Source organism: Janthinobacterium sp. LS2A (assembly GCF_036543145.1).
In the GTDB taxonomy this organism is placed as follows: Bacteria; Pseudomonadota; Gammaproteobacteria; order Burkholderiales; family Burkholderiaceae_D; genus Janthinobacterium; species Janthinobacterium aestuarii.
Window position 1 is genome coordinate 1,233,631 of record NZ_JAZHPB010000001.1, and the last position, 18,622, is coordinate 1,252,252.

General features: G+C 66.7%; 15 protein-coding genes. 12 read left to right on the forward strand and 3 right to left on the reverse strand.

The window, feature by feature from the left end; translation table 11 throughout:
- The 6 genes from V3C40_RS05605 to V3C40_RS05630 all read left to right on the forward strand — a co-directional run bounded on the left by V3C40_RS05605 (window position 1) and on the right by V3C40_RS05630 (window position 8,023).
- Window positions 1-1,344 (forward strand): D-tagatose-bisphosphate aldolase, class II, non-catalytic subunit, encoded by a 1,344-nt coding sequence (locus V3C40_RS05605; protein ID WP_331776856.1) that lies wholly within the window; start codon window positions 1-3, stop codon window positions 1,342-1,344.
- A 35-nt stretch (window positions 1,345-1,379) separates the two neighbouring features.
- Window positions 1,380-2,147, forward strand: coding sequence for a DeoR family transcriptional regulator (locus V3C40_RS05610; RefSeq protein WP_034751280.1), 768 nt, complete (start codon window positions 1,380-1,382; stop codon window positions 2,145-2,147).
- 3 nt (window positions 2,148-2,150) lie between these two features.
- Entirely contained in the window at window positions 2,151-3,245 is a 1,095-nt protein-coding gene (locus V3C40_RS05615) for an N-acetylglucosamine-6-phosphate deacetylase (protein ID WP_331776806.1), read from the forward strand.
- Window positions 3,246-3,280: 35 nt separating this feature from the next.
- Window positions 3,281-5,068 (forward strand): MFS transporter, encoded by a 1,788-nt coding sequence (locus V3C40_RS05620; RefSeq protein WP_331776807.1) that lies wholly within the window; start codon window positions 3,281-3,283, stop codon window positions 5,066-5,068.
- Window positions 5,069-5,279: 211 nt separating this feature from the next.
- Window positions 5,280-6,677, forward strand: coding sequence for an amino acid permease (locus V3C40_RS05625; RefSeq protein WP_034751289.1), 1,398 nt, complete (start codon window positions 5,280-5,282; stop codon window positions 6,675-6,677).
- Window positions 6,678-6,736: 59 nt separating this feature from the next.
- On the forward strand, window positions 6,737-8,023 hold the full coding sequence (locus V3C40_RS05630; RefSeq protein ID WP_331776808.1) for a DUF445 domain-containing protein: 1,287 nt from the start codon (window positions 6,737-6,739) through the stop codon (window positions 8,021-8,023).
- A gap of 6 nt (window positions 8,024-8,029) precedes the next feature.
- On the opposite strand, the gene V3C40_RS05635 is transcribed toward V3C40_RS05630, so the two are convergent.
- Both V3C40_RS05635 and V3C40_RS05640 read right to left on the reverse strand, forming a co-directional pair.
- Window positions 8,030-9,055 carry an LLM class oxidoreductase gene (locus V3C40_RS05635; RefSeq protein WP_331776809.1) on the reverse strand — a complete coding sequence of 342 codons (1,026 nt, stop codon included), beginning with the start codon at window positions 9,053-9,055 and terminating at the stop codon, window positions 8,030-8,032.
- Window positions 9,056-9,073: 18 nt separating this feature from the next.
- Entirely contained in the window at window positions 9,074-9,724 is a 651-nt protein-coding gene (locus tag V3C40_RS05640) for a glutathione S-transferase family protein (RefSeq protein WP_331776810.1), read from the reverse strand.
- A 125-nt stretch (window positions 9,725-9,849) separates the two neighbouring features.
- Between V3C40_RS05640 and V3C40_RS05645 the strand changes: the two genes are divergently transcribed.
- The gene (locus V3C40_RS05645; protein ID WP_331776811.1) at window positions 9,850-10,752 is read left to right on the forward strand and encodes a LysR substrate-binding domain-containing protein; all 903 of its coding nucleotides are present in this window, start codon (window positions 9,850-9,852) and stop codon (window positions 10,750-10,752) included.
- On the opposite strand, the gene V3C40_RS05650 is transcribed toward V3C40_RS05645, so the two are convergent.
- Window positions 10,749-10,982: a hypothetical protein gene (locus V3C40_RS05650; RefSeq protein WP_331776812.1), complete on the reverse strand. Its 234-nt coding sequence runs from the start codon at window positions 10,980-10,982 to the stop codon at window positions 10,749-10,751. The genes V3C40_RS05645 and V3C40_RS05650 overlap by 4 nt on opposite strands.
- A 356-nt stretch (window positions 10,983-11,338) precedes the next feature.
- Between V3C40_RS05650 and V3C40_RS05655 the strand changes: the two genes are divergently transcribed.
- The 5 genes from V3C40_RS05655 to V3C40_RS05675 are packed head-to-tail and all read left to right on the forward strand — an operon-like array spanning window position 11,339 to window position 18,566.
- The gene (locus V3C40_RS05655; protein WP_331776813.1) at window positions 11,339-12,241 is read left to right on the forward strand and encodes a sensor domain-containing diguanylate cyclase; all 903 of its coding nucleotides are present in this window, start codon (window positions 11,339-11,341) and stop codon (window positions 12,239-12,241) included.
- Between the two features lie 60 nt (window positions 12,242-12,301).
- Window positions 12,302-12,805 (forward strand): chemotaxis protein CheW, encoded by a 504-nt coding sequence (locus tag V3C40_RS05660; protein ID WP_219329458.1) that lies wholly within the window; start codon window positions 12,302-12,304, stop codon window positions 12,803-12,805.
- A gap of 51 nt (window positions 12,806-12,856) precedes the next feature.
- Window positions 12,857-13,915, forward strand: coding sequence for an HD domain-containing phosphohydrolase (locus V3C40_RS05665; RefSeq protein WP_331776814.1), 1,059 nt, complete (start codon window positions 12,857-12,859; stop codon window positions 13,913-13,915).
- A 14-nt stretch (window positions 13,916-13,929) separates the two neighbouring features.
- Window positions 13,930-15,072, forward strand: coding sequence for an FIST signal transduction protein (locus V3C40_RS05670; RefSeq protein ID WP_331776815.1), 1,143 nt, complete (start codon window positions 13,930-13,932; stop codon window positions 15,070-15,072).
- A complete protein-coding gene (locus tag V3C40_RS05675) occupies window positions 15,069-18,566 on the forward strand; it encodes a PAS domain S-box protein (RefSeq protein ID WP_331776816.1) in 3,498 nt (1,165 codons plus the stop codon). Before V3C40_RS05670 ends, V3C40_RS05675 begins: the two co-directional genes overlap by 4 nt.
- The last annotated feature ends 56 nt before the right edge of the window (window positions 18,567-18,622 follow it).

An 18,622-nucleotide genomic window follows, 5' to 3' on the forward strand; every position in this document is an offset into this window, starting at 1 on the left:
ATGAAGCAAGCGGAAAACCCGACTTTTACCCTGTCCCCGATCCAGCAAGTGATCAAGGCGCACCGCCGCGGCGAGCGCGTGGGACTGTACGCCGTCTGCTGCAGCCACCCGAGCGTGCTGCGCGCCGCCATGCGCGTGGCCAGCGAGTACGACACGGTGCTGGTGGTCGAGGCGACGTCGAACCAGGTCGACCAGTTCGGCGGCTACACGGGCATGACACCGGCCGTTTTCCGCGACACCATGCTGGCACTTGCCCGTGAACAGGGTTTCCCCGCCAGCCGCCTCGTGCTGGGCGGCGACCATCTGGGCCCGAACGCCTGGCAGCACCTCGATGCGGCCACCGCGATGAACCACGCCGAAACCCTGATCGCCGCGTATGCGTCGGCCGGCTTCCATAAGATCCACCTCGATTGCAGCATGCGCTGTGCCGACGACCCCTTGCAGCTCGACGACGAAACCGTGGCCGCCCGTTCGGCGCGCCTGTGCATCGTCGCCGAGGAAGCGGCGGCCGCCGCCGGCTTCGCGCCGCCCGTCTACGTGATCGGCACGGAAGTACCGGTTCCCGGCGGCGAAGCGTCGCTGGCGCAGGCCGGCGCCGTCACCAGCCCGCAGGCCGCGCGCCGTACGCTTGATGTACACCGCCGCGCCTTCCTCGACAAGGAATTGCATGGCGCCTGGCGCCGTGTCATCGCCATGGTGGTGCAGCCGGGTGTCGATTTCGACCAGAGCAGCATCCAGCATTACGATGCCGATGCCGCCACAGAACTGTCGGCCTTTGTCGCCGAGCAGCCGGGCCTCGTGTTCGAAGCCCATTCCACCGACTACCAGCGCGAAACGGCGCTGCACGCCATGGTGCGCGACCATTTCGCCATCCTGAAAGTGGGCCCGGCCGCCACCTTCGCGCTGCGCGAAGCGCTGTTCGCCCTGTGCCAGATCGAGGAGGAACTGCTGCCGGCGCACGCCACCTCGCAGCTGATGCAGGTGCTCGACGACGTGATGGTGGCCAAGCCGAAGAACTGGATCAAGCATTACCTGGGCACGCCGGACGAGCAGCGCCTGATGCGCCGCTACGGCTTGAGCGACCGTTGCCGCTATTACTGGGGCGAGCCGGAAGTGGCGGCCGCCGTCGGCAAACTGCTGGCCAACCTGGATACGGTGGCCATTCCGCTGCCGCTCCTGAGCCAGCATTTGCCGGAACAGTATCTGGCCGTGGTCCAGGGCAGCTTGCCGGCGCAGGCGCAGGCCCTGATCGAGCACAAGATCGGCAGCTTGCTGGCGCAATATGCGCGCGCCTGCAACCGCAATGCGGCAGTCCCCGTCATTGCCGAAGCGGCAATCTGTTAAGCTCGGTATTTTCACTTTTTACCGAGCCCGCCACCATGCGAAATACCAGCCAACGCCGTGAATCCATCCTCCAAATGCTTGCCCAGCAGGGCTCGGTGCAAGTGACCGACTTGGTGGAAAAGCTCGGCGTGTCCGCTGTCACCATCCGCAGCGACTTGAATGCGCTGGAAGCGCAAGGCATGGCCACGCGCAGCCACGGCGGCGCGACCCTCACGCGCACGCCCCCGCTTGAACACACGATACGCCAGAAAGACGCCATCAACCACGAGCAGAAGGAGCGCATCGGCGCCTATGCGGCGCGGCTGGTGGAACCGGGCGACAACATCATCATCGACTCGGGCACCACCACCATCTCGCTGGCGCGCCATCTGCGCGATGCGACCGGCGTGACGGTGGCCACGAATGGCCTGAACATCGCGTGGGAACTGGCCGACGCGCCCGGCGTGGACCTGATCCTCACGGGCGGCCTGCTGCGCAAGCAGTCGCTGTCGATCCAGGGCAGCCAGGCGGAAACCTGTCTGCAGGCCTACAGCTTCGACAAGCTGTTTCTGGGCGTGGACGGCTTCGATCTGCAGTTTGGCGTCACCACCCACCACGAAGCGGAAGCAAGCCTGAACCACAAGATGGTGGAACGGGCCAAGAAAATCATCGTCCTCACGGACGCCTCGAAGTTCGGCCGCGTCAGCCTGCACCGCATCGTGCAGCTGGACCGGGTCGATACCGTCATCACCGATGCCAGCATCAGCCAGGAGTACCGCGAAGGGCTGCAAAAGCTGGGCATCGAACTTTTTATAGCGGAATAACACATGCTGAGCGGCAGAATCCTTACCCCATCTGGCTGGATCACGGGCACCATCACCTTTGACCAGCGCATCGTCCAGATACAAGAAGACCCTGCCGCCGACAGCGCGCTGACCATCCTGCCCGGCTTCATCGACCTGCACGTGCACGGCGCGGCCGGCGTCGACATCATGGAAGGCGGGAACGCTGGCGCCACCGTGGCGCAAGTGCACGCGCGCCACGGCACCACGGCCCTCCTGGGCACGACCCTGACAGCCAAGGAACCGTCGATCCTGCGCGCCCTGCAAGGCCTGGCCGGCGTCATCGCCGAGCGCCCGGCCAACGGCGCGCGCATGCTGGGCGTGCACCTGGAAGGCCCGTTTTTGAATTTGCATCGCCTGGGCGCGCAGCCGCCCGACGTCGTGCAGGCCAGCCTGGCGCTGGTGCAGCGCTTCCACGCCATCGCCCCCATCAAGGTCTTGACCATGGCGCCGGAAATCCCCGGCCACCTGGAACTGATCCCGCAGCTGGCGGCGATGGGTATCCGCGTGCAGATCGGCCACAGCGCCGGCACGTATGACGAAGGCGTGGCGGCGCTGAACGCCGGCGTGTCCGGCTTTACCCACCTGTACAACGGCATGACGGGCATGACGCATTACGACCCGGGCATGGTGGGCGCGGCGCTCGCGCATGCCGAATACGCGGAAATCATCCCCGACCTGCAGCACGTGGCCAAGGGCGCCCTGCGCGCGGCCTTGCGCGCCATCCCCCGCCTGTACGGCGTGACGGACGCCACCTCGGCCACCGGCATGCCGGATGGCGAGTACGGCCTGGGCACGCAGCGCGTCTACAAATGCCTGGGCTGCGTGCGCCTGGCCACCGGTTCCCTGGCCGGCAGCGTGCTGACCATGGACCAGGCCCTGCGCAATTTCGTCGACCTGGGCCTGGACCTGGCCGACGCCTCGAACCGCTTGTCGCTGTACCCGGCCGACTACCTGGGCGAGTCCGAACGGGGCCGATTGGCGCCGGGCGCCTGGGCCGATATCGTCGTCCTCGATTCCACACTACAGCCAGTGTCCGTCTTCGTCGAAGGCACGGCCATCGATCTTTCCACCCGCTAGACCATCCACAACCTCAACCCCGTCCCGGAGTTACCATGCACGACACGTCACACAAGGCCCCCGTGTGGGCCATGCGCTACCTGCTATTTATTGCCGGCATGGGGGGATTGCTGTACGGCATAGACATCGGCATCATCGCCGGCGCCCTGCCCTACCTGGAATCGACGGCCTCCGTGGCCTGGAAACTGACGGCCCAGCAACTGAGCTTTATCGTCGCCGCCGTGCTGCTGGGCTCCGTCCTGTCGTCGCTGTTCGCCGGCGCCCTGGCCGACCTGCTGGGCCGGCGCTGGGTGATGTTCCTGGCCGGTGCCCTGTTCAGCGCCAGCATCCCGCTGATCGCGCTGGCCGACGGCTACACGCCGCTGCTGCTTGGCCGTCTGCTGCAAGGCATCAGCGGCGGCTTGATCGGCGTCGTCGTGCCCCTTTACCTGGCTGAATGCCTGCCCGCGCAGCAGCGTGGACGGGGCGCCGCCCTGTTCCAGCTGCTGCTGACCATCGGCCTGGTGGCGGCCGCCCTGATCGGCCTGATGCAGGCGCAGACGGTGGAAGCGGCCACGCAGGCCGCGCAAGCGTTGCCGGAAGCGGGCCGCGCCGCCGCCATCTTCACGGCCAAGGACCAGGCCTGGCGCAGCATCTTCTGGGTCTGCTTGACACCGGGCCTCGTGTTTACCGTCGGCGCCCTGCTGCTGGCCGAGTCGCCGCGCTGGCTGGCGCAACGGGGCTGCATCGAGCAGGCGCGCCAGTCGCTGCTGCGCACGCGTTTGCCCGCCGCCGCCGACATCGAACTGCGCGAGATGCAAGATACGCCCGAGAATACGGCCAAGGCCAGCGGCAAGGCGAAAGACCCGCTGCTGAGCCGCCGCTACGTGCTGCCCTTCCTGCTGGCCTGTTTGATCCTCGCCTGCACGCAGGCGACGGGCATCAATTCCATCCTCGCCTATGTCGTCAATATCCTGAACCAGGCGGGCCTGTCGGGCGCCTCGGCCAACATGGCGGACGTCTTACTGAAAGTACTCAATGCCGTGATGACGGTGGTGGCCGTACTGCTGGTCGACCGCAAGGGCCGCAAGTTCCTGCTGATGCTGGGCACGGGCGGCATCGTCGTCTCGCTGCTGGCGGCCGGCTTGCTGTTCCGCGGCGCCGAAGCCCACCTGGTCGACGTGCGCCCCGCCATCGCGGCGCAGGTGCAGGCCGATGGCCTGGCCTTGCAGCTCGATGCGGCCACCTTGACGGCCCTGGGTGCGGCGGCCGACGGCACGCCGCAGCAGCTGACCATCGCCTACGCCTACGGCCCGTTCACGAACGTAAAAAGCTTGCGCAGCGACGACGCCGTGCTGCGCCAGGTGACGATCGCCCGCGACGAGGCCGTGCAGCCCGACAGCGTGATTGGCGTGTTCTTCCGCAAGCTGCACCTGAACCCGTTCGCCGACCCGGCCGCCGGCCGCGAAGCGCCGCTGCGCATCGAGAAGGCCAGCCTGGGCCCCGTGCCCTCGTCCACGCACGGCTGGCTGGTGGCGATCGCCATCTGCGTGTTCGTGTCCAGCTTTGCCGTGGGACCGGGCGTGTGCGTGTGGCTGGCCCTATCCGAACTGATGCCGACGCGCATCCGCTCGAACGGCATGAGCATCGCGCTGCTCGTCAACCAGTTCGTCTCGACGGTGATCGCCGCCATCTTCCTGCCGACCGTGGGCTTGCACGGTTATTCGACCCTGTTCTTCTTCGGCGCCGGCTGCACGGTGCTGTACTTCCTGGCGGCCGCCTTCCTGCTGCCGGAAACCAAGGGCAAGACCCTGGAAGAGATCGAAGCGCACTTTGCCAAGTAAGCCAGAGTAACCAACTGTAGCAGTCTCCTTTCCAGCCCCGGGCCACCATCCGGGGCTGTTTTTTTGCCTGCCGGACAAGTTTGCGGGGCTGGCGCGCACGGCACCGTACGGTTTTCCTTCTGGAATCAAGGGCGCGTGGGCTAGAATCTGGCTGCGTCGTGCTACTCACGAGGCGGCAATGGCGCCATGACAAAAACCACCAGGAGACACAGTGAGCTTATTTAGAACCAAGAATTTGGATGACATGATCGCCCACAGCAAGAAACCGGGAGGTCTGGCGAAAGTGCTGGGGCCCTTCGACCTTGTCCTCATGGGCATAGGCGCCATCGTCGGCACGGGCATTTTCGTGCTGACCGGCACGGGTGCCCTGACGGCCGGGCCCGCCCTGTCGCTGTCGTTCGTCGTGGCGGCCGTCGCCTGCTGCTTCGCCGCCCTGTGCTATGCGGAATTCGCTTCCACCGTGCCCGTGGCCGGCTCCATCTATACCTACAGCTATGCCACTTTAGGCGAGCTGGCCGCCTGGATGATAGGCTGGGACTTGCTGCTCGAGTACGGCCTGGCCGCGGCCGCCGTCTCCGTCGGCTGGTCCGGCTACTTCCAGTCGCTGCTGTCGGGCTTTGGCATCGCCCTGCCCGTCGCCCTGACGGCCGCACCCGGCGCCCTGCCTGGCGTGACTACCTTCATCAACCTGCCCGCCCTCGTCATCATGCTGCTGCTGACGGCCATGCTGGGCTGGGGCGTGCGCGAATCGGCGCGCCTGAACAACATCATGGTGGCCATCAAGGTGGGCGTGGTGCTGCTGTTCATCATCTTCGGCGCGCGCCACGTGCAGCCGGCCAACTGGCAGCCCTACATGCCGTTCGGCTACCACGGCATGCTGAGCGCCGCCGCCCTCGTCTTCTTCGCCTTCATCGGCTTTGACGCCGTCACTTCGGCCGCCGAGGAAGTCAAGAAACCGTCGCGCGACCTGCCGATCGGCATCATAGGATCCTTGGCCGTGTGCGCCGTGCTGTACGTCGTGGTGTCGGCCATCATGACGGGCATCGTGCCATATCAAAAATTCCTCGGCGTCGACCATCCCGTCTCGCTGGCCCTGCAATATGCGGGCGAAAACTGGATCGCCGGCTTCGTCGACCTGGGCGCCATCCTCGGCATGACCACCGTGATCCTCGTGATGGCTTTCGGCCAGACGCGCATCATCTTCGCCATGTCGCGCGACGGCTTGCTGCCCAAGCGCCTGTCGACCGTGCACCCGCGCTTCCACACGCCGTTCTTCGCCACCTGGCTGGTCGGCATCGTCTTCGGCCTGATCGCCGCCGTGATCCCGCTCAACATCCTCGCTGAGCTGATCAACATCGGCACCTTGGCCGCCTTCACGATGGTCTCCGTCGCCGTCGTGGTGCTGCGCAAGAAGCGCCCGGACCTGCCGCGCGCCTTCCGCTGCCCTGGCGTGCCGTACGTGCCGGCGCTGGCCGTGATCCTGTGCGTGGGCCTGATGACCTTCCTCAGCTGGGTCACCTGGGTGGCCTTTACCATCTGGCTCGTGATCGGCCTGGTCATCTACTTCGGCTACGCGCGCCGCCGTTCACTGCTGCATCCCCAACAGTAATCCCTCCACTGCGACATCGCAGTAAGATGGCGGTCTCGCAACCCAGCAGACCGCCATCGATGCAACGCTCCCCCGACCTCATCAAACAGCTGGACCACAGCACGGACCAGCTCAAGCGCGCGCGCCTGCGCAGCATGCAGTGGCTGGCCGTTGGCTTGCTGCTGCTCGCCGCGCTGGTGTTTGCCGTGGCCCGCTCGCAGCGCGGCGGCCACCCGGCCTGGGGCTATGTGGAAGCGTTTGCCGAAGCGTCCATGGTGGGCGCGATCGCCGACTGGTTCGCCGTCGTCGCCCTGTTCCGCCACCCGCTCGGCATCCCCCTGTGGCATACGGCCATCATCCCGAACAGCAAGGCCGACATCGGGCGCAGCCTGGGCGCCTTCGTGGAAAACCATTTCATTACCGAGCAAGGCATCGCCGAGCGCATCGCGCAAGCCGACCCCGCCGCGCGCCTGGGCGCCTGGCTGGCCGACGAGGCCCACGCGCGGCAACTGGGTGTCGCCAGCGCCGGCGTGGCGAAGCAGCTGCTGGCGATGGCCGACCACGACAAGCTGGGGCAGCTGCTGCGCGAACAGGCCAGCGGCTACCTCGGTCAATTGAACCTGTCGGACGTGGCGGCCGACTGCATCGATGCACTGATCGCCGACGGCAAGCCGCAAGAATTGCTGGACTTCCTGCTCGACCGCGGCGCCGCCTACCTCGACGACGAGGCGCACCACGCGGCCATCGGCGACTTCGTGCTGGGCGCCTTCCAGATCGAGAACGCGCTGATCAAAAAAGCCGTGAAAGCGTACGAGCCGCGCATGATCGCCTCGCTGCAAAAATTCGCCATCGCCGTACGCCTCGATCCCGATCACCTACTGCGCCAGCGCATCGCCGGCTGGATCGCCGACAGCGCGCTGCACCTGAAGGCCGACCCGCAGTGGCAGGACACGGTGCGCCGCTACCAGCTGCAGCTGGTCGCCAGCGATACGGTGCAAGCCATGCTGGGCGACGTGTGGAAGCACATCAGCACGCGCGTGCTGGCCGACCTGCACGCGGACCAGCCCGTGCTGGCGCAAGCGATCGCCAGCGTGGCGCGCAACACGGGCCGGGTGCTGGGCACGGACGACCATGCGCGGGCATGGCTGAACGGCGCCATCGTCGCCGGCAGCGGCTCGCTGGTGCGCCGTTACCGGGGCGAAGTGGGCGCCTTCATCGCCGCCCGCCTCGACTTGTGGAGCAAGGAAGAAATGAGCGAGCGCGTCGAACTGGCCATCGGGCGCGACCTGCAATTCATCCGCATCAACGGCACCATCGTGGGCGGCCTGGCCGGCTTGCTCATTTACGCCGCCAGCCAGGCGTTCTAACCATACTTACCAGCGCGGCACGGCGCTGGCCGGCGCCGCATGCGACGGAAAATGCGGCAGCACTTCCTGCGCCAGTTCCTGCAGCACCTCGGCGGCCGGACGCTGGCCATGCTGGATGCCCAGTGCCGCATGGTTGACGCCCGCTTCCTGCCATTCCCCCAGCAGATCGATCAAGCCCTTGCGCCCCGTGCGCAGCACATAGCCGCTGCGCACGGGCGTGCGCGGATAGTCGGGGTCGTCCACCAGGTCCAGCCACTCATTGCACATGTGCGGACGAAAGCCGCCATCCGGGATGCACTGGCGCCAGGCGCGGATCTTTTCCGCCAGCCGGCGCGGCCCGTCCGGCGTACCGGTCGCTTCCGGATACGTCAGCCAGCCATCGGCATGCCGCCCTATCCACTCAAGCGGCTGCCCCGAGGAACTGGTGACGATCAGGGGAATGGCGCCCGCCACGGGCTTCGGCAGCAGTTCGAGGCCCTCAATCCTGCCCAGCGGGCTGCTGACATGCGCGGGGCCAGGGCGCAGCAACTGGCGGAACAGGTGCACGGCCTGCGCATAGCGTTCGCCGCGCGTATCGTACGGCACGCCATACGCGGGAAATTCGCTGGCGCGGTCACCCGAGGCCGTGCCCAGCACCAGGCGCCCGCCCGACAGCTGGTCGATGCTGGCGGCCGCCTTGGCCAGGTCGATGGGATGGCGCAGGGTAAAAATGGCGCTGCCCGTGGCCAGGGCCAGCGAGTCCGTGCGCGCCGCCAGGTAGGCGAGATAGGTCCACGGGTCGAACAGCTGGCCTGCGTCGCCGAAGCGCGGGTCAAACAGGGGAATATCGCGCACCCAGGCGGCGGCGAAGCCTTGCCTGTCCATGGCGGCGACCAGGTCGGCCTGGCCGGCCAGCGCCCGCATGTCGCCCTGGTAAAAACGCAGCGGCAGGTAAATGCCGAGGGTAAGCGCGCCGGGCGCGAACATGCGGCGGTAGCCGCGGTGCTGCGTGAAGGCCTGCGACGAGGCGCCTTCCGTGATGTCATTGCTCATGCTGTTCCTCGATAAAAATCAGGCGCCCGTGGCGGGCGCGGGGATAGTGACGCCCAGCTGCACGGCCGGACGCGCCGCCACGCGGGCGTACCAGCTGCTGACATGGGGCCAGGCGGATAAATCGAAGCCGACGATGCGGGCGATGTGCAGCCAGCCGAAGCTGGCGATGTCGGCAATGGAATAGCCGTCGCCGGCAAGGTAGGCGTTGGCCGCCAGGCGGCCATTCATGGCGATTAGCGCGGCGTCGCACAAGCGGCGAAAGTGCGCCGTGGCGGGCACGTTCGCGCCCGCGTCGGCGATCTCGAAATGCACGCGCTGGCCCAGCATCGGCCCCATGCTGGCCGCATGAAATTGCAGCCAGGTGATGGCGGCCCAGCGCTGCGCGGGCGCTGCGGGCAGCAGCCGCCCCGTCTTCTCGGCCAGGTACAGCAGGATGGCGGCCGACTCGAACACGGTGACGCCCGTCTCGTGGTCGACCAGCACGGGAATGCGCCCGTACGGATTGAGGGCCAGGAAAGCGGGCAGCCGGTGTTCGCCCTGCTCGATGCGCACATGGCGCAATTGATACGGCAAGCCCAGTTCGGCCAGTGCAATCGTGGCCTTGAAGCCGTTGGGCGAGCTGTCGGTGTAGAGTTCAAGCGAACCCGCAGGGGATGTGATGCTGTGCATGGAGTATCCTGTCGATATAGTTTTACTGAAGTAAAATAAGCGTTGCAAACACCGCCATCCTCGCTCTTATTTTCAGCGAATGGAAACGATGATTTTTGCTGTCTTACTATAGAAAAACTATATCGATGAAGCATCCTTTACCGCTCCAGGCACTGCGCGCCTTTGTCGAAGTGGGCCAGCGCGGCAGCATCAAGGCCGCCGCCGAAGCGCTGCACGTGACGTCGGGCGCCGTCAGCCAGCAAATCCGCCTGCTGGAAGAACGGGTCGGCATGCCCCTGTTTACGCGCGAACGCCAGGGTTTGCGCCTGACCGAAGCGGGCGCCATGGTCCACCCCACCCTGCTGGGTGCCTTTGCGCAGATCGCCGGCGCCAGCCAGGCGCTGGAAGACATGGGTGGCCGCCAGACGCTCACCGTCAGCACGGTCGCCACCTTTGCCGCCGCGTGGCTGGTACCGCGCCTGGGCCGCTTCAACCAGCGCCACCCGCAAATCGAAGTGCGCGTGGAAGCCACGTCGGCGCTGGTCGACTTGCGCCGCGACAGGGTCGACGTGGCCTTGCGCCACGGCCTGGGAGATTATCCGGGTTTGCAGGCGACGCGGTTAATGGCGCCCGTGCTGGTGCCCGTCGCCAGCCCCGCCCTGATGGCAGGCCAGCCGCCCATCACCACGCCCGGCGATTGTCTGCGCTACCCGCTGCTGCACGATACGGACCGCGCCGACTGGCCGTTGTGGCTGGCCGCGCATGGCGCCCCGGACGGCAGTGCCGATGCGGCGCGGGCGCTGCGCGGCTCGGCCTTCGAAGATGATTTTCTGTTGATACGCGCGGCCGAGGCGGGACAGGGACTGGCCCTGGTGCCGCAGCTGTACGCGCAGGAGGAAATCGCCGCGGGACGCCTGGTGCAAGTGCTGGACTTGCCCTGGCCCGCGCGCTTTGCCTACTACCTGGTGACGCGGCCCGACGCGGCCACGCGCCCTGCTGTCCAGGCATTCATGGCATGGATACGCGAGGAGGCGCAGGCCGCGCGCTAGAGTCCGTGCTCGCCTGCCGCGCACGACACCACGCCGCACATAGCGCTGAACGGCACCGGCACGCCGGCCCGCCCCGTGGCGATGCAGGCCGCGGCCGGCACCACGGCCAGCAACAGGGCCAGGTAAGCGATCGCCTTCAGGCGCTGCATGGATGCATGGCGCACCTGCGCCCTGTGTGGATAGCCCTTGCCCGCCTCTGCACTGCCCCTTGCCGACATCTTCGTATGCATGTCCGTCTCCCCTATCCACAGTGAATGGTGTTGCTTCACTGCATTTTGCTACATAAATTTACCGAATACAATAAATAATTTCACGAAAAAATCATTTTTCCTTTCCGTGAGCAAACGAAACGAAGAAGAAAACTTTGCTCACCATAGGAAGAAATGGCCCAGCGTCAGCTGTTTACGCCATACGCCCCCGAACTTAGCTGTGTCGAAAATCCAAATGAAATCATGAAAATCACAATATTCGTTGAAATCATTTTTATTTGATGTATGATGAGTATAAAGGAGCGCCCAGGGCGGTTCGGCAGACCTCTTTGCCTCGACCGCCCGGTATCTCCACCTTCTTTGTAGGGGACAAGCAGATGAACAGAATCCTGGCCTTGCGCCTGCTCGACGCCGCCGATGACGCCGCCGTCATCATCGATGCGGGCTCGCGCATCCGCTATGCGAACGACGCCATGTATGCGCTGAGCGGCTATGCCGCAGGCAGCTTGCCGGGCCAGCCGATCGAGGCGCTGCTGCCCGACGCCGTGCGCGAGCAGCATGGCGCGCAGATCGGCGCGTATCTGGCCGGCTACAAGAAGTCCCGGGTGCTGGGGCACAAGCGCCATTTCGCCATTCGCCACCGCGATGGCACGATGCTGCCCATCGTGCTCAAGGCCATGGACCTGGGCACCCTGGACGATGAAAACTTCATGGGCGCCTTTTTCATCGACCAGCGCCGCGAACTGGCCATCGAACAGCAGAACGCGGCCCGCTGGCAGCAGTTGCAGCGCATCGCCCTCAGCGATCCCCTGACCCAGCTGCCCAACCGCCGCGCCTTCGAGATCCACGCCGTGCGCACGGCGGCGCGCTCGAAGCGCTCGGGCCACCCGATGACCATCGGCATCGCCGACATCGACTTCTTCAAGCATGTCAATGACCAGCATGGCCATGCGGCCGGCGACGCCGTGCTGCAAGCCATCGCGGCCATCATCCTGGCCCAGGCACGGGCCGCCGATGTCGTCGCCCGCGTGGGCGGCGAGGAATTCGGCTTGCTGTTCCCCCATACGGACCTGGCCAGGGCGCGCCAGGTGGCCGAGCGCATCCGCCTTGCCGTGGCCGCGGCGCAGGTCGATGTCGAGCACGCGCCCATCGCCGCGACGATCAGCATCGGCCTGGCGCCGCTGCCGGCCGACGGCGACTGGAAAGCGGGCTTCACGCAGGCCGATGCCGCCCTGTACCAGGCCAAGAAAAATGGCCGCAACCGCGTCGAGCAGGCTTGAACCCCGCCCGGCGACCCTCGCAGTCCCATGCAGTACGCAGCACCTGACAGGAGCAAGCACATGGAAACGACCACGACACATGCCGCCGCAGCGGGCCAACGGGCGCAAGCGGGCGCACGGGAATTGCTGGTCTTCGGACTGGGCAAGGAGGAATACGCGATCGACATCGGCCTGGTGCAGGAAATCCGCGGCTACGGCGCCGTCACCCGCATCGCCAACGCGCCCGCCTTCCTCAAGGGCTTCATCCACCTGCGCGGCAGCATCGTGCCGCTGGCCGACCTGCGCATCGCGCTGGGCCAGGCCGAGCCCGCATACGATGCCTCGACGGTGGTGATCATCCTCGTCTTCGCGCATGGCGCCACCGGCATCGTGGTCGACCGCGTGGCCGATGTGGTGCCGCTGGCACCGGGGCAGATCAAGCCGCCGCCGCAGCTGCACGGTTCGGCCATGGCCGGCCACGTGACGGCCATCGGCGCCCTCGACGAGCGCATGCTGATCGTGCTCGACATGGACAGCCTGCTGGCGGGCCTGGGCATGCACGCCACGGGCGAGCTGGCGGCCTGAACCAGCCGCCGCCGTCCGTCCGCCACCTGACCGCCATCCGCCGGAGACACCATGAGCATCCTGATCGTCGATGACAACGACACCAACCTGAGCCTGCTATCGACCCTGGCGTGCAAGGCCAGCAGCATCGAGACGGTCTGCATGAGCGATCCCGTCGATGCGCTGTACTGGTGCGAATCGCACGTGCCGGACCTGGTCTTGCTCGACTACCGGATGCCCAGCCTGTCGGGCAACGAGTTCCTCAGCATTTTCCGCAAGATGGGCGGCATGGCCGACATCCCCATCATCATGGTAACCACGGAAAACGACCGCGCCGTGCGCAAGCAAGCCTTTTCGCTGGGCGTCACCGAGTTTCTCACCAAGCCCGTCGACACCATCGAATTCAGCCTGCGCGTGCGCAACCTGCTGGCCCTGCGCACGGCGCAAACCATGCTGGCCGACCGCGCCAAGCTGCTCGAACATGAAGTGGCCCAGGCCATCGCCAACGTCACGGCCAGGGAGATGGAACTGGTCACGCGCCTGGCGCGGGCGGCCGAATTCCGCGACCCGGAAACGGGCGCCCACATCATGCGCATGGCGCGCTACTCGGCGCTGATCGCCAGGAACCTGGGCATGGATGCGCAATGGCAGGACCTGCTGCTCAAGGCGGCGCCCATGCACGACGTGGGCAAGCTGGCCACGCCCGACCATATCCTGCTCAAGCCGGGGCGGCTCGATCCCGATGAAATGGCCATCATGCGCCTGCATGCGAAGATCGGCGGCCATATCCTCGCTGGCAGCGATTCGCCGCTGATCCGCCTGGCCGAGGAAATCGCCTGCGGCCACCACGAAAAATATGACGGCAGCGGCTATCCGGACGGCCTGGCGGGCGAGCAGATACCGCTGTCGGCGCGCATCGTCGCCGTGGCCGACGTCTTCGACGCGCTCAGCTCGGAGCGCCCGTACAAGCCGGCCTGGCCTCTGGCGCAGGCGCGCCAGTACCTCGAGGAAAACCGTGACAGCCATTTCTGCCCGCTGTGCCTCGACGCCTTCCTGGACGCCTGGGACGAGGTGCTCGCCATCCGCGACAGCCTGCCCGACCCCGTCCAGCAACACGCCCACCCATTGTAAGCGAGGAGCCTGCCATGCGCGTGCAACAACTGATCCTGAACAGCCATGCTGACTTCGATGCGGCCCTGGCGCCGCTGGCCGCCATGGCCCCCGACCTGGTGCTGGTCTTCGGCGCCTGCCCCTACTTTGCCACGCCAGGCTTGAGCGCGGCGCTGCGCCGGCAGCTGCCCGGCGCCGTCATCGCCGGCTGCTCCACGGCGGGCGAGATCGCCGGCAAGCGCGTCCACGACGACAGCTGCGTCATCACGGCCATCCGCTTCGCCCACACCACGGTGGCGATTGCCGATGCCATCATCTGCGACATGGCCGATTCGCACGACGCGGGCGAGCGCCTGGCGCAGGCCCTGCCGCACGATGGCCTGACGGCCGTCTTCATGCTGGGCACGGGCGTGGCCATCAACGGCAGCGCCCTGATCGCCGGCCTGCAGGCGAACCTGCCGCCTGGCGTGACGGTGTCGGGCGGACTGGCGGCGGACGGCGGCGCCTTCCTCCAGACGTGGACCCTGGGCCCGCGCGGCGCGGCCGACAATACCATCGTCGCCGTCGGCCTGTACGGCGAACGCATCCGCCTCGGCTACGGCAGCCATGCGGGCTGGGAAGCGTTCGGCCCCGCGCGCAAGGTGACGCGCTGCGTCGACAACGTGCTGTATGGCCTCGATGGCGCGCGGGCGCTCGACATCTACAAGCTGTACCTGGGCGACCATGCGCGCGACCTGCCCGCTTCAGGCCTGCTGTTCCCGTTTGAAATGCTCACGGCGGCGCATGAAAAAAGCAATGTGTTTCGCACCATCCTCGCCGTCGATGAAGAGCAAGGTTCGCTGACCCTGGCCGGCGACATCCTCGCCGACGGTTACCTGAGACTGATGCATTCCAGTACCAACCGGCTGATCGACGGGGCCGAGACGGCCGCGCGCGGCGTCGAGCCCCACGCCGATGCGCAGGGCGACCAGCTGGCCCTGCTGGTCAGCTGCGTTGGGCGCAAGCTGGTGATGGGCGACCGGGCCGAGGAAGAGGTCGAAGCCGTGGCCGACCTGCTGGGCGGCGCGGCCTGCATCGCCGGTTTTTACTCGAACGGCGAAATCGGCATCGCCCAGCCGCATGGCGCATGCCAGCTGCACAACCAGACGATGACCGTGACTGTATTGAGCGAAGCATGAACCGCACCCTGGCACGCCAGTTGAACCGCGTCTGCGATATCGACTCGGACGCCGCCTGCGCCGCCCTGCTGGAACAGGCGCAGACACTGTGCGGACAGGCGGACACGCCGCCCGAACTGGCCGGTTTCCTGGCCGGCTTGCCAGCCCTGCTGCAGCGCATCGACGGCGCCTACGAACAGTCCGAACGCGACCTGGACCTGCGCTCGCGCAGCCTGGAACTGAGTTCGAATGAACTGAGCATGACGAATGACCTGCTGCGCACGGAACTGGCCAGCCGCAACCGCGTGATCCAGTCACTGCGCGTGGCGGCCGTGCGCCTGCTCGACAACAACGATTCCGGCCTGCGCCTGCCGCAGGAGGACGATATCGAAGGCCTGTCGGTGCTGCTGGCCGAGCTGGTGTCGCAGCAGGAACTGCGCCGCATCGAATTGCAGAACCAGCGCTTCGCGATGGACCAGCATGCCATCGTCAGCATCACGGACACGGCCGGCGTTATCATCTACGTCAACGACAAGTTCTGCGCCATCAGCGGCTTCGCGCGCGAAGAGCTGGTCGGCAAGACGCACCGCCTGATCAATTCGCGCGCGCATCCGGACGCCTTCTTTGCGCAGATGTGGCAAACCATTACGGCCGGCCACGTGTGGCACGGCGAAATCTGCAACCATGCCAAGGATGGCGGGCAATACTGGGTCGACGCCACCATCGTGCCCTTCCTCGACGCGGCCGGAAAACCCTATCAGTACATCGCCATCCGCACGGAAATCAGCGACAGCAAGCGCATGGCCGAGACCATCGCGAAAAGCGAGCGCGAATACCGCAACGTCGTCAACAGCCTCAATGAAGTGGTCTTCCGCACGGATCTGCACGGCGCCTGGACCTTCCTGAACCCCGCCTGGCACACCATCACGGGCTTTGGCGCCGCCGACAGCCTGGGCAAGAGCGTGCTGCAATTCGTCGATCCGCGCGACCGCGACCGCGCCGCGGCCGGCCTGTCCCAGCTGCTGGGCGGCCAGGTCGACAGCATGCGCCATGAAGCGCGCTACGTGACCCGCGATGGCGACGTGCGCTGGATCGACGTGTGCGCGCGCGCCGAACGCGATGGCCTGGGGCGGCTGGCCGGCATCACGGGCAGCCTGACGGACATCACTGAGCGGCGCCAGGCGGCGCGCGAGCTGCGCCACAACCTCAACTTCGTCGACGCGCTGATCGAAACCATCCCTATCCCCTTGTACCTGAAGGATGTACAGGGCCGCTACCTGCGCGCCAACCGCGCCTTCTGCGCCTTCTTCCACCTCGACCAGGCGCGCATCCCGGGCCTGACGGTGGCCGACATCCTGCCGCAGCAGCAGGCGCAGCAAGCGCTGCAGCACGACCTGGCACTGCTGCAGGACCGGGGCAACCAGTCGTATGAAGACCGGCTGACCGTCGGCAAGCGGCAGGTCGATGTCCTGTGCAGCAAGGCGGCCCTGCTGAAGTCCGACGGCAGCCTGCACGGTCTGGTGGGCACCATCGTCGACATTTCCAGCCAAAAAGCGGCCGAGCGCGCGCTGCTGCTGGCAAAGGAAGTGGCCGAATCGGCCAGCCGCTCGAAGAGCGAATTCCTGGCCAACATGAGCCACGAGATCCGCACGCCGATGAACGGCATCCTCGGCATGACGGACCTGGTGCTCGATTCCGATCTCGATGCCCACCAGCGCAAATACCTGGAAATCGTCAAGGCCTCGGCCGACGCCCTGCTGTGCATCATCAACGACATCCTCGATTTCTCGAAGATCGAGGCGGGCATGCTGACCCTGGAAAGCATCCCCTTCGACCTGCGCCAGCTGCTGCAGGAAACCATGCGCGCGCACGCCATGCGGGCGCAGGCCAGCGGCCTGGAACTGGTGCTCGACGTCGACCCCGCGCTGCCGCACACCCTGCTCGGCGACCCGGGCCGGCTGCGCCAGGTGCTGACCAACCTGGCGGGCAACGCCATCAAGTTCACGCCGCAGGGCGAGGTGGTCGTCAGCGCCCGGCTGCGCGCCAGCGGCGATGGCGTGGCCAGCCTGCGCCTGAGCGTGCGCGACACGGGCATCGGCATCGCCGCCGACATGCAGGAGGCCGTCTTCGACGCCTTCCAGCAGGAAGACGGGTCGACCACGCGGCGCTTCGGCGGCACGGGGCTGGGCCTGTCGATCACGCGCCGCCTGGTGACGATGATGGATGGCGGCATCGGCCTGACGAGCGAACTGGGCAAGGGCAGCTGCTTCACCGTGGACCTGGCCCTGCCCATCGGCGAGCAGCAGCCCCTGGCGCCGCCGCCCGGCGCCTCGCTGGCCGCACGCAACATCCTGCTGGTGGACGACAATCCCAGCAGCCTGACCATCCTGCGCCGGATCTTCGAGCACAGCGGCGCCACGGTCACCGCCTGCGAGTCGGGCGAGGCGGCGCTGGCGCACTGCCGCGGCGCCTTGCCGGCGGACTGCATCATCATGGACTTCGCCATGCCCGGCATGAACGGCTTCGACACGGCATCGGCGCTGGCCGCCCTGCCCCACTGGAGCCAGGCGCCCATCGTCATGCTGTCGTCCTGCGGCAGCCTCGGCGACGCGGCGCGCTGCCGCGAACTGGGCATTGGCGGCTACCTGCTCAAGCCTGCCAGCCCCGAGGAATTGCTGACCGTCGCCATGAGCGTGCTGGGCACCCGCCGCGGCATGCCCAGCGCCGCGCCCGTGGCGACGCGCCAGGCCGTACGCGAAAGCATGCCCGGCCTGGACATCCTGCTCGTCGAGGACAACGCCATGAACCGCGAACTGGCCACCGTGCTGCTGTCGAATGCGGGCCACCGCGTCACGCACGCGGCAAACGGCCGCATCGCCCTCGATTGCCAGGCCGCCGGCCATTTCGACATGATCCTGATGGACTTGCAAATGCCGGAGATGGGCGGTTTCGAAGCCACCGCGCAGATCCGCGCGCGCGAAGCGCAAGGCATGCCGCGGAGCGTCATCATCGCCATGACGGCCAGCGCCCTCGAAGGCGACCGGGAACGCTGCATCGCCGGGGGCATGGACGACTACCTGTCCAAGCCGTTCCGCACGGCCGCCTTCCACAGCCTGATCGAGCAGCATGTGCTGCAGATAAACAAACAGACGCCGCGCTTCGGCTACGGCGCCGCGCTGGCCCAGGCCGACGCCGACGTGATCGGCATCATCGGCGCATCGTTCCTGACCGGCTTGCCGGCGCAGCTGGAGGCACTGCGCACGGCACTGCGCGCGGGCGACCGGGCCACCGTCAGCCGGCAGGCGCACACGCTGGCCGGCTTGCTGGCCAATTTCCGCGCCGCACCGGCCGTCGCCATCGCCGCCGCCATCGAGCGCGAAGCGGCAACGGCGCCGCAGGGTGCGCTGCTGGCGCGGCTCGATGCGCTGGAAGAGCAGCTGCGGCTGTTTGTGCAGGAAACGGACACGGCCATCCAGGCGGCAAGCCACATGCTGCACGCATCCGGCCAAACTTGATGTAGATCATAATTTTTTAAACAAGCTCTTGCTATCCTGTAAAAAAATGACAGGAG